We start from the raw sequence: 13,531 nt of genomic DNA on the forward strand, positions 1-13,531 counted from the left end.
CAAGGAGTAAATATGGTCGTTTACATCACTCGCAATATTGTCGCCAGAAAGCGTCGCAACGATGGTACGGATCAAGGTTGCTTTCCACTACATCCCGGCAAGTATGAGGCCAATAAAACCAATGATGGCGCCCTCGAAATTCTTCAAGATGCAGGTGAGCCAGTTTATCTACTGCCATTTATCTGGTGGGAGAAGATGGAGCTTGGGGATATCTTGATTGCGGCATAAGTAACCAAAGAAAGAAGAGAATTTAAATGAATTATCAGTACATCAAGACCGAGCAGGCGGATTTAATCGCTACCATTCGTTTCAATCATTACAGCAAGCGTAATGCTTTAAGTGAATGCTTGATTGAAGAAATGCACCATGCCCTTGATGTATTTGGTAAAGAAGATGTGCGTGTGTTGGTACTGAGATCTGACCAGAAGAATAAGGTATGGTCTGCAGGGCACGATGTGATGGAGCTGCCGAGATCTGAACGTGATCCCTTGCCAGCTGATGATCCTGTCATGGTCTTACTCAAGTCCATCCGCGCATTTAGAGCGCCAGTCATTGCAATGGTTGATGGCTCTGTTTGGGGTGCATCTACGGACCTAATTATGAGTTGCGATATTGCGATTGGGGATCATGACTCTACTTTTGCGATTACTCCTGCAAAGTTAGGTCTTCCGTATACTGCCAGCGGTATCTTGCATTTCATGTCTCGTATGCCGCTGAATGTCGTAAAAGAAATGTTCCTAACTGCGGATCCGATTGGTGCTGATCGTGCCTTACAAATCGGTATTCTGAACCATCTTTATGTCTCTGGTGAGTTAGAGGCAAAGACTTATCAAATGGCTAGAACGATTGCCTCACGTTCACCACAAGCTAACTCCGTTCTTAAAGCCCAGGCACAAATGCTCTCTGATGCAGCTGTGTTGAATCCTGCCGTATTCGAGCATCTTCAATCCCTTCGGAGAAATGTCTACATGGGTAGCGACTACCGAGAAGGTATTACTGCATTTTTAGAAAGGCGTGATCCAATCTTTGGTCAGGCCAAGTAAAAGTTGTAGTGCACTAGACTGTTTAATGCTGCTTAGCGGCAAAGCTATCTGCTTGGGCAATATCCCAGTAAAGCTGAAATACTTTTGGCAAAGTACTACCTTCCTCATTGGATAACAAGCTGCCTGCAGCAACGTCTGGTAAGAGATCTTCAAGCAGCCGCACCTCATTTGCACTCACCCGTCGTACGATATGACGTGTGTTAATTTCAACTGGATGATGAAGGCCTGCTGCTTCCACAATTTCCTTGAGAGCCTTGAGTGTTTCTTTATGAAAGTGATACACACGTTCTGATTTATCAGTGACTACTAATGCTTTTTGTCGGCTTGGGTCTTGTGTGGTGACGCCAGTGGGACAGAAGCCGGTATCACAAACTTGAGCTTGTATACAGCCGACTGAGAACATAAAGCCGCGAGCGCTGTTACACCAATCAGCCCCCAAGGCAAAGACAACCGCCATGTCAAAAGCGCTGATGATTTTTCCAGAGCAGCCAATTTTAATTTGGTCACGTAAATTGGCTCCAACCAAAGTATTGTGTACTAGGCGCAAACCTTCTTGCAATGGAGTGCCAACGTGATTACTAAACTCAACAGGAGATGCTCCAGTGCCACCCTCAGTACCGTCTACCACAATGAAGTCTGGATAAATTTTTGATTTCAGCATCGCCTTCACAATCGCAAACCATTCCCAAGGATGGCCAATGCATAATTTAAAGCCTACTGGTTTGCCGCCAGAAAGTTCACGTAAGCGCTGAATAAACGCCATCATTTCTAATGGGGTAGAGAAGGCGCTGTGCGAAGATGGCGAGACGCAAGCTTCACCCACCTTGACACCGCGTGCCTCGGCAATTTCTGGGGTGACCTTGGGCCCTGGCAAGATACCGCCATGACCTGGCTTTGCGCCTTGACTGAGTTTGATTTCAATCATTTTGACTTGGGGGTCTAGGGCATTCTCCGCATATTTTTTGGGATCAAATTGACCATCCTCTGTACGGCAACCAAAATATCCCGAGCCAATCTCCCAAATGAGATCGCCGCCATGCATGCGGTGATAACGAGAAATTGAGCCCTCGCCAGTATCGTGCGCAAAATTTCCTTTTTTTGCACCTAAATTAAGCGCCATGACTGCGTTAGCACTCAAAGCGCCAAAGCTCATGGCTGAGATATTAAAGATGCTAGCTGAATATTTTTGGGAGCAATCTTTGCCGCCAATCTCGATCCTAAAGTTATAGTCAGAAAGATGAGTGGGAGCGAGCGACTGATTAATCCATTGATAACCGGGTGCCATGACATCAAGCGTGGTGCCAAATGGACGTTTATCTGAAACTGCCTTAGAGCGTGAGTAAACCAGGGTGCGCTGGCTTCTGGAGAAGGGTGTTTTGTCGTTATCACCCTCAATAAAATATTGCCGAATCTCTGGTCGAATAAATTCTAATAAGAAACGCATATGACCCAAAATGGGGTAGTTGCGTAACACAGCATGCCTCGTTTGGAGGCGATCATGAATTCCGACGAGTGTCAGAAAGCCAAAAATAGCCAATGGGTACCATGCCGCAGCATTTACTAAAAGGCCAAAGATGCTGATCAGGGTTCCAGCAATACAAATTACAAAAGTGCTAAGGCGTATCGGTAGGATGGGGCTCATTTTGCGCACTCACTTAGGTTTGTTTGATGGCTAAGTATAAGCATGCAATAGAATCAATAGGTGACAGTCTCTCTACAATTTCATCAATATTGCTACTGACAGCCTATCCAATTTATGAAAGTTAATGCTGAAGGAGTCTCTTCATCACGCGTTTATTTGCCGGCTGATCAAAAATACCAAGATTTATTGGCTTTCTTTATTCACACCTTTCCCCATATTGATTCTGGAGAATGGCAGACCCGTTTTGCTGAAGGTTTAGTCATGACTATGGATGGCGAGCCAGTGCATGGTGACGATCCTTATCAAGCGAATACCCATTTAATGTATTTCAGGCGATTGGCACGTGAACCTGAAATTCCTTTTGCAGAAGAAATCCTTTATCAGGATGAACATATCATAGTTGCAGATAAGCCCCATTTTTTACCAGTGACACCCAGTGGCCTTTATTTGCATCAAACCTTATTGAATCGGCTTAAGAAGCGAACTGGTATTCAAACCTTGAGCCCGATTCATCGCATTGATCGTGATACTGCAGGCTTGGTGATTTTTTCAGTCAGGCCACCAGAAAGAGCGCAGTACCAAAATCTATTTAGAGATCGAGCAGTTAAGAAGGTATATGAAGCGATTGCTCCCTACCATGATGAGCAAGCCCTCAGATTGCCTATGACTTATCAAAGCAGACTAGTAGAGTCCGAACATTTTTTGCAGATGAAAGAAGAGCAGGGCGAGCCGAACACAGATACTTATATAGAGTTGATCGAAGTCGATAAGCCCTGGGCTCGGTATCGCTTAACTCCTGGTAGCGGTAAGAAACATCAATTGCGTAGTCATTTAAATGCTCTAGGTATACCCATTCGGAATGATCAAATTTATCCGCACCTGACGCCCTATCAAGAGTACGACCTAGATTTTTCCAAACCTTTGCAGCTCTTGGCGAAAGCAATTTATTTTGTAGATCCCATTAGCAAGCAAGAGAAATCATTTTTCAGTAAACGAGAGTTAAATCCGCTTTCTTCTTCTAAAAAATAGACTCCGTATTGATCAGGCGATCCAGTGCCCTAATCATGAACCTCTGTAAGGAAAATACTGACTTTTACATGCTCTTGCGCTTCAATGTGTGTTTTTAAGTTGAAGTTTGATCTGCAATTCCTTAATTTTTATGAGAAATTTGTTGCAAATTGTGATGCATAGCAATAGGATAAATGTCCTATTTCAGTAAAGCAGAGCGGGTGATTGTCATGGAAACGATAAAAGTGCTGGTAACAAATCGCAAGGGTGGGGTTGGCAAAAGTACGATTGCCGCCAATCTTGCTGCGTACCTAGCTCTTCAAAAAGGCTTAAAGATTTCATTGATTGACTACGATGAGCAGAGCTCATCTTCTGCTTGGATTAAAAAAGCTCCCAATATTGGTATTGAGACCTATCGCGCTGAAATGTCTTATCAAAGCGCAGGCATGACTCTTTTGAGTGCTAGATCTTCATTGCGTAAATTTTCAACAGGTTTTGATGTCAGTATTTCTGACCTCACTTGGACGCCAAATATGGCTGAAAATTTTATGCATGATTTCGATATTGTTTTGGTTCCTACTTCAACCTCTAAGTTTGAATTAGCGAGTACTGAAATTTTTATCTTGGAATATGTATTGCGTAATTCGCTTTTGATTTCTAAAAATAAACAAATCATCATGGCAGTGCCTAGTAGAGTCGAGACCAATTTTGCAGAAACTAGCATCTCCACCAATCTTGCCTCTTTAGGTATGTGCTATATAACCCCGCCAGTACTGCGCGCCAATGAAATTGATAACTTCGTCTATGAAGATTTTTTCTGCGTCTCCAGTAATGCCACTATCTCAACTTACTTCTGCCGCTTCGGTGAGTTTGTTGCACAACAGATTTTGGATAAGAAGCGTGAGCGCGAAGCGCCTACTTCTAAATTAGGCGCTATTTATTCTGGTCTAGGCAAAGGTATTTTGATCTTAGATCGCTACCGTCAGAACAAAAAGATATCTGGTATGCAGGCTCGTTCTCAAATGCAAGCATTTAAAGCGAGCGAACAGAGTCCTGCCGATACTTCTATTCCGGCTTTTCTCAGCAAGCAAAACTAAAGAGGTGTGATGATGTTCGGTAAGAAAAATAATGAACATAAGTTCTCTGAACCTCAGATTGAATCTTTCGGCACGATTGTTGGCGCTGCTACTGAATTTCATGGCGCCTTGATGGTTTCCGAGAGCGTGCGAGTGGATGGCAAGATATTTGGCAATATTGAAGAGCGTGCTGGCCAAAGAATTACGATAGCGATTGGCAAGGGTGGTGAGGTACATGGCGATATTTATGCATTTCGCGTACTCATTGCGGGTATGGTGAATGGCAATACTTACGCGCATGAGAGAGTAGAGTTACACGCAACCGCCAATGTCCATGGAGATGTGACTTACGACACGATTGGAATTGAGCCTGGTGCTACCCTCAATGGCCAGATGATTTCTAAAAGAGCAGAGCCGAACACGACACCTGATTCAGCGACGCAGCTGCAAGATACGATCAATAAGATCAAGCAGGACGCCGGTATTTCTTCTTAGTTTTCCTTGTTGGCTGCTGGCTTAGTAAAAGCCAACACATCCATCGGATTGAGTAGGGCGCCATTCTTATAAACGCTGAAATGCAAGTGTGGTCCCGTCGAGCGGCCAGTATTGCCGACCTCTCCAATTAATTGACCGCGACTAACAGTGTCTCCTTGGCTTACTAAGAGTTTCTGACAATGCGCATAGAGGCTAGTGAAGCCTTCGCTATGCTTGATCTCAATGACGTTTCCTAATTCTGCATCGTACTTTGCCTTGGTGACAACGCCATTACCTGCAGCTAATACTTGTGTGCCGGGCTTGGCATTGAAATCAATGCCAGGATGAAAGGCAGGACTATTAGTAATGGGGTCTACGCGTGCACCAAAGTTGCTACTTAAACCATAACCAGCGGCCAGAGGTGGTTTTGTGGGCAATGGAATCAAGCGCTCGTATTTCTCAAGCCATATTTCTTTGAGGGACTGCATTTTTTTACTCAGACCTTCTGAAGACTCTAGCGTTTGGTTGATGCTTACTCGCAGGCTGGGATTTTCTTCAGAACGAATTTGATAAGGAAAGAGTGGTAAATAAGGACCGCCCTTACCAGTGCTGGCTTCGCTCTCTTTCTCTCTGTCTTTGCGCTTTTCTTTCATCGGCAGTGGTGTTGCCAGTGCAGCATATTGCTCGTTTATCTTGCTAAGCACATCTATTTTTTGGTCCATAGCCTTTAAAGAGCCTTGGAGCTTGCTGAGTTTTTCGCGATATTCTTCTTCAAGATGGTATAGCTCTTCTGAAGTAATCACGCCTCCCATATCACGTGCCATACCTGGATCAAATTTAATCGCAACCCTAAAGCCCATGAAATAGATGGCGCTACCAATCATGATGAACAACAGACCGAGTGCAGCAGCAAAACGCATTAGTTGAGTTTTGGTGATATTAAATTTTCTGTAGTGGGAGGTTGCCCCCGAAATCCAGATGATTTGCATAATGTGACTCGATTAGTTCTTAGAGCTTGCTTGCGAGGCTTCAATGATGGAGTTTGTAATGCCTTGGCTAGCCAATTTTTTGGATAGTGCTTCTGCACTTTGTTGTGTTGCTAAGGGCCCAATTCGAACGCGATAGATATTGCTGCCATTAATTTTCGCGGGATCAATAAAACTGGTGTAGCCTTTTTGATTAAATGCAGTCACCTGATCGTTGGCAATTTCTTTGGTAAAAAAAGCACCTGTTTGAATAAAGTATTTGGAGTCACTAGCACTACTTGTAGAAGCTTTATCAGGGGCAGCATTAGAAGAGGTTTGCGCTGGTACTGCAGCTACCGCAGGTGGGCTGGATATTGCTGGTGCTTTCTCAGCAGGCTTGATGTTGACTTTAGGTGCTGCTGCTTTTGGAGCTGGTTCAGTTTTATCAGTATTTTTGATCTCAGCCTGAGGGTTGCTCTTTGAAGAGTCTTTAGGGGTCTCGCTGGTCCCAAAATGCACTACCTTACGCACTACGCTAACGGAGTATTCACTCTTGGTTTGAGAATTTTCCAACTTGATTTCAGCGGTGCTACCAACTTTGCCACGCAGCACATTTTTAATATTGGCTGGATCCATCCCTTTAAGGGGTGATCCATCGATGCTAATCATGATGTCATTGACCTGAATGCCCGCCTGAGAAGCCGGGGACTTGTCCTCGACATGCTTAACCACAATCATCCCCTCCGCATTTTTGGTGTAGCGGATCCCAATAACGCCTTGCTTGTCGCCCTCTATATTTTGAGCAAAAACCAGTTGCGTGGATAACAGGAGAAGCGCGAGGAGGTATTTCACGGGTTTGTGGGCCTTAGAAGCTGGGTCGTATTGCGAGATTGCCGATCAAGGCTATTTTAATGTAGTTGTCAGTTCATGATGCTTGACTTGAAGTCTTTTGAAAAGACAGATAAATGCTCACAAAAAATGGGTAAAAAATAGGCACAAAACCCTTTTTAGGAGTTATTTTGATAAGGCTTTTTAAAGAGGGCAATTGGGCTATAAATGCTCTAAAGGGCTATCAGCATTGATAATTTCTATGAAAATGCTAAAATCGATTGGATTTAATGCCCCTTTTTCCTAATGCCATCCATTTTTACTGAAGTCCATCCCTTGAGAGCTAGAAAGTTGTGCCTATCGCAAAAACTATTGCAATGCCTCTACGGTGCTTTATTACTGTCATTGATCAGTATTAGCCCTGCGTCTGCTTATGTGTCATCCCAAGGAATAGAAGATCTCTTATTAAAAGGGGACTCCAAAGCGGCGCTTGCCCAGGCCGAGTCACTCAAAAAAGATCTATCGCCCATTGACTATGCCAATACCAAAGCTTCTGCTTTATTAATGTTGGGTCAGTGGCAAGAAGCCGCCAATCTCTTAGAGCCTTTCTATTCAAAGGATAGCTCTAATCTCCTCGTGGCTAATAACTATGCAGTTGCCTTATGGGGAATGGATAAAAAAGACCAGGCACGGAAGGTGTTAGAAAAAGCCTTAAATACTGCCTCTCCAGCTTTCAGAAGTTTGCGCAAAATTTATTCAGCACAGGCAGCAGAGGCCTATGCAAAAGCGCTCAATGAAAAGAATTCAGCTCCCCCGCCTGTGCTCTTAGCTGCTGCTGGCAATGGCTCTGATTTAATCGATAAGCCTGTAATGGTGGCACAAGCCCCAAAGGCAGCTGCCCTAGCACCAACTGCTGCCCCGAGCCTTCAGGCACCTAAGACTAGTCCTGTAGCCACTCCAGTGGTAGAGGCTCCGGCTCAGGCTGCGGCAGCTGAGAAAGATACAGCGCCAACTCCTCAAGAGCTTGAAGTGATCACTGCCAATATGGAAAATTGGGTCAAGGCGTGGTCGAGCAAAAACGTCAAGTCTTATTTGGCTTTTTACTCACCAAGTTTCTCGCCTGATAAGGGATTGTCTTATACAGATTGGTTGGAGCAGAGGAAGCAGAGGGTTGCCAAGCCGGGTGCGATTAATGTTGAAATCAGCATTATGAAAGTCGTTAAATCAAAGGGCAAAATTGTTGTAACCTTCAGGCAGAAGTACAACTCTGCAAACGTCAATACGAACTCTGTGAAGCTTTTGGAATGGGTTAATGACAAGGGCACTTGGTTAATTGCGCGTGAATTCAATAAATAACTCACCTCTCGATAGCGGAGCGCTGAAATTGCGTTGTAAGCTTTTATTGATTGCTTGCATCTGTATAACTCCCGTTGTTAGTTTGGCCAATGGGGACACTACAGTTCGGCAGGCCACGCAAGAATTGGTGCGCAATGGCAATTTAGATAAAGCCATGGACATCTTAAATAAGTCTGAAGTCGAACACCCCAATTTCCGTTTAGCAACATTTATGCGCGCTGAATTGCTAACTGCGCTGACTGGCGGGGCTATTGCGAATAAGTCCAAGAGTGAAGTGCGTGATGGGGAAGCGCCACAGAATCTATTGTCTGAGTTGCAGTTAAGAAACTCAGTCATTCCCAATTTAACTGATCTACGCCCAGCTCAAGTCTTAAAGATGCCTAAAAATGCAGATGTCATTTTGATTGATGCATCGCTTTCTCGCGCCTACCTCTTGCGCAATAAAGACGGTGACCCAGTCTGGGAAAAAGATTATTACGTCACTATTGGAAAGTTAGGCGTGGGTAAGCAAAAAGAGGGAGATCTTAAATCACCTCTGGGTGTGTACTCCGTCACCATGCAAATTCCGAAGCAACAATTGAGATCTATTTTTGGTGCTGGAGCATTGGAGTTAAGTTTCCCGAATGCGCTTGATAAGAAGTTGGATATCAGTGGCTCTGGAATTTGGTTGCACGGCGTACCTAAAGATACTTACAGCAGGGCACCTAAGGCTTCTGATGGTTGCCTCGCTTTTGCTAACGATGATGTTCGAGAAATTATTGAGTTAGCGAGCAAGCGCCAAATTAATGTAACCGTAGTGCCCTCCGTTCAATGGCTCAAGAAAGCTGATTGGAGTGCACGCGCCACTAAGGTTAGTAATGAAATTGCCGCATATCGATCAGAAGGCCTTAAAAAGAAAATTGTTCGTCCGCCCGAGGCTATCTATGCTACTGAGTCGACATCCACCTTGGTGATTGACCAGCCGATTGGTCAGGGCGAAGGCTCTGCAGTCTACCGAGAGTATTGGGATAAAAACGGTAATGGCTGGAACTTGAAGTTCAAGAGCCGTACCTAATTCCTGAGCTATGAGCCAGCCCCTCCGGCATTAGCATTTAGAGCGCCAGTTTTGAACTAAGCAAATACTTTGCTTGAGGCATTTGGGGCTGGTTTTGAGCTTCTTTGCCTTTCTTCCTAAGTTACAGAACCCGATTTAAGCTCCTTTTTTTAGGATTTTCCCTAAGATTGCACAAAAAACAGGCCAATCAGGATAGGATATACGCATAAGTTGGCATGACTTTTGTTTTTGTTTGGATCAGCCTATGGCTTGGATAGAATCGATGAATGACCAATGTATGTTGCTAGCTGGATTTTCCGGCGCTGATATTGCTCTGAAGATATAAAAGGATAAGCGTCGTATGCCAATGGTAAAAAACTGTTTAGCCAACAAATCGAATACACTGATTTCAGTGAGTTCCTCTGACTATGTTGTCAAAGTATTAGAGCTGATGCGCGATAATTTAGTGCGCTCTGTATTGGTGATTGATTCCGATCAATTAGTAGGAATCGTTTCTCAGGGTGATTGCGCTATTAAAGTGCTGCTTCCAGGTTTGAGTGCCAAAGAAGTATTAGTCAAGGCGGTCATGACCCCAAACCCCATCTCAGTAGCTTATGAAGATGATTTGCGGGACTGCATGCAAATCATGATTTCCAAAAGAATTCGTCACTTGCCCGTAGTGGATGAGGGCAAAGTCAGGGGTGTGATTTCTGTTGGAGATGTGGTGAAAGATACTTTGGAACACAGAACAGGTCAGATTCAATTTTTAGAGCGTTATATAAAAGAGTGGGATAGCTCAAAAAAAAAATGATTCATAACCTTTTTAAAATCGTATTCATTCAAAAGGAAATCTTCTTAGTAAGAAAATAAATGGCACTATTTGGTAAAAAAACGCAGTCCGCTCCCGTACAGGCTCCTAAGGGACCTGAAAAAGTTGCGCCTGAAAATTCATATTTAGGACGTGAACCTATCATCGATCGCGATCAAGCGATCATTGGGTATGAACTTTTTTTTCGCCCGGGAACTACTCTGAAGGCAAAGCGGGTCAATGAACGTAATGAGGTGTTAGCGCAAATTGCCAAACGCTTAGCAGCAGATCCGAAGGCAGAAGTCACTTATCCCGATGAAATTACAGATGCTAATTTGCGGGATGATGAGGGCAATGAAGTCAAAGAAGTCACTCTTAGTGAAATGCTCTACGCACTCAAGACTAAGGGTGTGGCTCAGTCACTTGGCTTGCATCTGGGTTTTATCAAAATTCATCCCCATCAATTAGGAGATGAGTTGCGCGGCATTCCTGCCATGAAGTTTCCTTTGCAAATTGATTTGGCTGAGATCTTGGAGGCGATTAAAACTGAAGTCCCTCCGGATGAAACTGTGAAAGATAGTAAGAAGGATGCCAAAAATCCCGATGATCCAGATGCGCCTAAGGTGCCTGAGATTCTGGAAAAGCTCGAGAAGATGTCGAACATCGGTTACAAGTTTGTGCTGACGGGTTTGACAGAAGTATTTGATGGTCTTGAAGATATTTTGCCGAAGTTTCGCTATGTCAAGCTTGATATTCACCAGGTAGAGAATGCAGCCAGCTTGATCGAATTATGTAAAGCCACGCCTTTACCAAGAGATACTAAGTCGCCTGCGAAAAAAGGCGCAAAAGCCGGTAGTGATGGTGCTGTGATGCAGATGATTGCAACACATGTAGAAACTCCTGAAGATTTTCATAAGGCTCGCGACTTGGGTTTTGATGCTTATGAGGGCTTCTATTTCATTAAGCCTGATCCAGATCTGTCCTTACATCGTGGTGATGACTACCGCAAGATATTAAAGCTACTGACTTTGCTGCTTTCGTCGCCTGAACTCCACGAGCTGGTTGATGAAATTGAGATCAATCCAGTAGTGGCAAAACACTTAATGGTGATCGCAGAAGTCGATGCTGGCAGGAAGCGTGCAAAGCCAGAAAATGTTCGAGACGCTGCAGTGATTTCTGGAGTTAAGCGGATTACCCGTTGGACTCAACTCTTGCTCTATGCAGATAGCAAGGCTAAAGTTTCTTTGGAATCTACCCCCTTACTACAATTGGTTTGCGTCAGAGCATTCTTTATGGAATTAGCATCGGCTAAATTGCCAGCTGGGGCTGGATTGGGCTCGAGTGATTTGGCTTTCTTGGTTGGCGGATTATCCTTAATTGATAACCTCTTTGATGAGTCCAGCCGAGAGATTTTGTCTAAATTCAATTTGCCTGGAGTTGTTGTCGATGCGATTGCAGATCGCAGTGGCGTTTTAGGTAAATTACTCACCCTGGCTGAGGCTGCCGAGATTGGCGACTTAGAAAAATGTCAGCAGCTATGCGCTGGTGAATTGGGGTCATTGACTTTGGATGATGTTGCCCAAGATTCTCTGTTGGCTATTAAAACCTTCGTTGCGCAAACCCAGCTGGCTCCAGATGAGGACGTTTGGGAGCAAGCCGAAGTGACAGAGGAAGAGTAATTTAGTTAATAACGGAGTTTTAACCTGCTTATTAGCTAAGTTGTTAACTGCGTGATGAGCTTATATTGACTCAATTAGTGGCTCATTTAGCCGTTAAACTATCTAACTCAATTACCACGCTGGAGCAATCATGAGCGCACGTCGCCGCTTTATTAAGACCTTTTCCTTGTCTGGAATGGGTATTGTGGCCGCCTCAACTCTAGGTTTTTCTTCGGATGCTGCTGCGCGTAGATTTAAATTTGCCAAAGAGCAAGAGGCCTATAGTGGTCCTCACATCATGGTCAAAAATGCCAAGATCCTATCCATTAAGAATAGCGATGGTACAGAGACTATGGGAGTCATTAGCACAAAAGGAGTGATTGACGTTCGTGCCGTTGCGAAGAAACTCAATATCGCGGCTCCATACACTCTGGATCAATTGCTACAAGAGGGTAACGCCACCGCGTTTAATAAGGTGGTTGCTGGCGCAGAAAAGTCTGGCGTGCCTTATTTGTCGGAATCGAAAATTCGCTATGGCAGACTTTTCAAGAATCCAGGCAAAATTATTTGTGTTGGCATTAATTACCGTCAGCATGCAGAAGAGGTGGGTGTCGCTAAGCCAGCGGTTCCAGCCTTGTTTAATAAGTATGACAATAGCTTAGCTGCTCATAATTCTGTATTAGAGATTCCTGCACCCGATGTTTCTTATAAGCTCGACTATGAAACAGAGCTCCTTGTAGTAGTGGGCAAAAAAGGGCGCAACATTCCTGAATCAGAGGCACTCAATTATGTTGCTGGCTACTGCACCGCAAATGATTTCACCTCACGCGATTTGCAACTCGATCTTCCTGGTGGTCAATGGATGATTGGTAAAACCTTAGATCAATATGCGCCTATCGGGCCAAACTTTGTGACCGCTGATTTAGTAGGCGATCCCAATCAGTTGCAAATTCAGACCTTTGTGAATGGTGAGATGCGACAGAACTCGAATACCTCTGACTTTATTCATAATGTTCAAAGATTGCTTGCCTATATCAGTACTTACTGGACACTCGAACCTGGCGATATTATTTTCACCGGTACCCCACAGGGCGTGATCGCCAATATGCCCAAGGATCAGCAAGTTTGGTTGAAAAAGGGCGACGTGGTCACCAGCGTTGTAGAAAAGTTGGGAGAGCTCAAATTTACTTTGGGCTAGGGACTATAGCTAGATTCAAGAGTAGGATAGAGTCTTAGGGTATCAAAAGCTTAAAAGGGAAAAAAGCTAATGAAGCACAAGCCATTCATCATCCTCGCTGCTCTCATGATTTCTTCATCCGCCTATGCCCAAAGAGAGGGTGGGGGACGAGATATTGGGCATGGCAATAACGGTAACAACGGCTACGGTAACAATAACAACTATGTTGTGGTGCCCTATGACGCTGGTAATGTACCTGGAGCTCCCAATAGCAACCAGCCCGTGACCGTAATGAATGGTCCAAACGGCTCTACTCAAACCCAGGTCGGCACTACCACCTACTATTCCCCTGGCGGAAGTTCTGTGACGAACGGCAATCGCACCATTTATTCCAACGGCAGCAATTGCGTTGTGCAGGGCAATAAAAAGACCTGTAACTAGTTTTGCCGTCAAAAATAGATAC

General features: G+C 44.4%; 14 protein-coding genes. 11 read left to right on the top strand and 3 right to left on the bottom strand.

What is annotated here, in order from left to right; translation table 11 throughout:
* Positions 1 to 12: 12 nt before the first annotated feature.
* Together VC178_RS03980 and scpB are read left to right on the top strand one after the other, a co-directional pair.
* Positions 13 to 228: a hypothetical protein gene (locus tag VC178_RS03980; RefSeq protein ID WP_216124155.1), complete on the top strand. Its 216-nt coding sequence runs from the start codon at positions 13 to 15 to the stop codon at positions 226 to 228.
* A 26-nt stretch (positions 229 to 254) separates the two neighbouring features.
* Entirely contained in the window at positions 255 to 1,043 is a 789-nt protein-coding gene (gene scpB, locus VC178_RS03985; protein ID WP_215296713.1) for a methylmalonyl-CoA decarboxylase, read from the top strand.
* 22 nt (positions 1,044 to 1,065) lie between these two features.
* On the opposite strand, the gene VC178_RS03990 is transcribed toward scpB, so the two are convergent.
* Positions 1,066 to 2,685: an FMN-binding glutamate synthase family protein gene (locus VC178_RS03990; protein WP_323481669.1), complete on the bottom strand. Its 1,620-nt coding sequence runs from the start codon at positions 2,683 to 2,685 to the stop codon at positions 1,066 to 1,068.
* A gap of 114 nt (positions 2,686 to 2,799) precedes the next feature.
* Between VC178_RS03990 and VC178_RS03995 the strand changes: the two genes are divergently transcribed.
* The 3 genes from VC178_RS03995 to VC178_RS04005 all read left to right on the top strand — a co-directional run bounded on the left by VC178_RS03995 (position 2,800) and on the right by VC178_RS04005 (position 5,264).
* Positions 2,800 to 3,714 (top strand): pseudouridine synthase, encoded by a 915-nt coding sequence (locus VC178_RS03995; RefSeq protein WP_323481670.1) that lies wholly within the window; start codon positions 2,800 to 2,802, stop codon positions 3,712 to 3,714.
* 173 nt (positions 3,715 to 3,887) lie between these two features.
* Positions 3,888 to 4,790 carry an AAA family ATPase gene (locus VC178_RS04000; protein WP_323481671.1) on the top strand — a complete coding sequence of 301 codons (903 nt, stop codon included), beginning with the start codon at positions 3,888 to 3,890 and terminating at the stop codon, positions 4,788 to 4,790.
* 9 nt (positions 4,791 to 4,799) lie between these two features.
* Positions 4,800 to 5,264 carry a bactofilin family protein gene (locus tag VC178_RS04005; RefSeq protein WP_215320144.1) on the top strand — a complete coding sequence of 155 codons (465 nt, stop codon included), beginning with the start codon at positions 4,800 to 4,802 and terminating at the stop codon, positions 5,262 to 5,264.
* Here VC178_RS04005 and VC178_RS04010 read toward each other — a convergent pair.
* Together VC178_RS04010 and VC178_RS04015 are read right to left on the bottom strand one after the other, a co-directional pair.
* Complete coding sequence (locus VC178_RS04010; protein WP_323481672.1) at positions 5,261 to 6,163, bottom strand: M23 family metallopeptidase; 903 nt, start codon at positions 6,161 to 6,163, stop codon at positions 5,261 to 5,263. The genes VC178_RS04005 and VC178_RS04010 overlap by 4 nt on opposite strands.
* Before the next feature lie 81 nt (positions 6,164 to 6,244).
* A complete protein-coding gene (locus VC178_RS04015) occupies positions 6,245 to 7,060 on the bottom strand; it encodes an SPOR domain-containing protein (RefSeq protein ID WP_323481673.1) in 816 nt (271 codons plus the stop codon).
* Positions 7,061 to 7,342: 282 nt separating this feature from the next.
* On the opposite strand from VC178_RS04015, the gene VC178_RS04020 reads away from it, so the two are divergent.
* The 6 genes from VC178_RS04020 (at position 7,343) to VC178_RS04045 (ending at position 13,509) form a co-directional block, all read left to right on the top strand.
* Positions 7,343 to 8,392 carry a tetratricopeptide repeat protein gene (locus VC178_RS04020; protein ID WP_323481674.1) on the top strand — a complete coding sequence of 350 codons (1,050 nt, stop codon included), beginning with the start codon at positions 7,343 to 7,345 and terminating at the stop codon, positions 8,390 to 8,392.
* Entirely contained in the window at positions 8,376 to 9,446 is a 1,071-nt protein-coding gene (locus VC178_RS04025; RefSeq protein WP_323481675.1) for a L,D-transpeptidase family protein, read from the top strand. The genes VC178_RS04020 and VC178_RS04025 overlap by 17 nt, the downstream gene beginning before the upstream one ends.
* Before the next feature lie 391 nt (positions 9,447 to 9,837).
* Entirely contained in the window at positions 9,838 to 10,236 is a 399-nt protein-coding gene (locus VC178_RS04030; RefSeq protein WP_323481676.1) for a CBS domain-containing protein, read from the top strand.
* A gap of 59 nt (positions 10,237 to 10,295) precedes the next feature.
* On the top strand, positions 10,296 to 11,912 hold the full coding sequence (locus VC178_RS04035) for a hypothetical protein (RefSeq protein ID WP_323481677.1): 1,617 nt from the start codon (positions 10,296 to 10,298) through the stop codon (positions 11,910 to 11,912).
* 130 nt (positions 11,913 to 12,042) lie between these two features.
* Positions 12,043 to 13,089 (top strand): fumarylacetoacetate hydrolase family protein, encoded by a 1,047-nt coding sequence (locus tag VC178_RS04040; protein ID WP_255534249.1) that lies wholly within the window; start codon positions 12,043 to 12,045, stop codon positions 13,087 to 13,089.
* A gap of 69 nt (positions 13,090 to 13,158) precedes the next feature.
* The gene (locus tag VC178_RS04045) at positions 13,159 to 13,509 is read left to right on the top strand and encodes a hypothetical protein (protein ID WP_088524989.1); all 351 of its coding nucleotides are present in this window, start codon (positions 13,159 to 13,161) and stop codon (positions 13,507 to 13,509) included.
* Positions 13,510 to 13,531 lie beyond the last annotated feature (22 nt).

Source organism: Polynucleobacter sp. AP-Sanab-80-C2, from assembly GCF_035012965.1.
Classification (GTDB): domain Bacteria; phylum Pseudomonadota; class Gammaproteobacteria; order Burkholderiales; family Burkholderiaceae; genus Polynucleobacter.

Coding starts and splice junctions, on each gene's coding strand:
- VC178_RS03995 (WP_323481670.1), top strand. CDS start 2,800: ATGAAAGTTAATGCTGAAGGAGTCTCTTCATCACGCGTTTATTTGCCG.
- scpB (WP_215296713.1), top strand. CDS start 255: ATGAATTATCAGTACATCAAGACCGAGCAGGCGGATTTAATCGCTACC.
- VC178_RS04035 (WP_323481677.1), top strand. CDS start 10,296: ATGGCACTATTTGGTAAAAAAACGCAGTCCGCTCCCGTACAGGCTCCT.
- VC178_RS04005 (WP_215320144.1), top strand. CDS start 4,800: ATGATGTTCGGTAAGAAAAATAATGAACATAAGTTCTCTGAACCTCAG.
- VC178_RS03990 (WP_323481669.1), bottom strand. CDS start 2,685: ATGAGCCCCATCCTACCGATACGCCTTAGCACTTTTGTAATTTGTATT.
- VC178_RS04020 (WP_323481674.1), top strand. CDS start 7,343: ATGCCATCCATTTTTACTGAAGTCCATCCCTTGAGAGCTAGAAAGTTG.
- VC178_RS04040 (WP_255534249.1), top strand. CDS start 12,043: ATGAGCGCACGTCGCCGCTTTATTAAGACCTTTTCCTTGTCTGGAATG.
- VC178_RS04045 (WP_088524989.1), top strand. CDS start 13,159: ATGAAGCACAAGCCATTCATCATCCTCGCTGCTCTCATGATTTCTTCA.
- VC178_RS04010 (WP_323481672.1), bottom strand. CDS start 6,163: ATGCGTTTTGCTGCTGCACTCGGTCTGTTGTTCATCATGATTGGTAGC.
- VC178_RS03980 (WP_216124155.1), top strand. CDS start 13: ATGGTCGTTTACATCACTCGCAATATTGTCGCCAGAAAGCGTCGCAAC.
- VC178_RS04000 (WP_323481671.1), top strand. CDS start 3,888: ATGTCCTATTTCAGTAAAGCAGAGCGGGTGATTGTCATGGAAACGATA.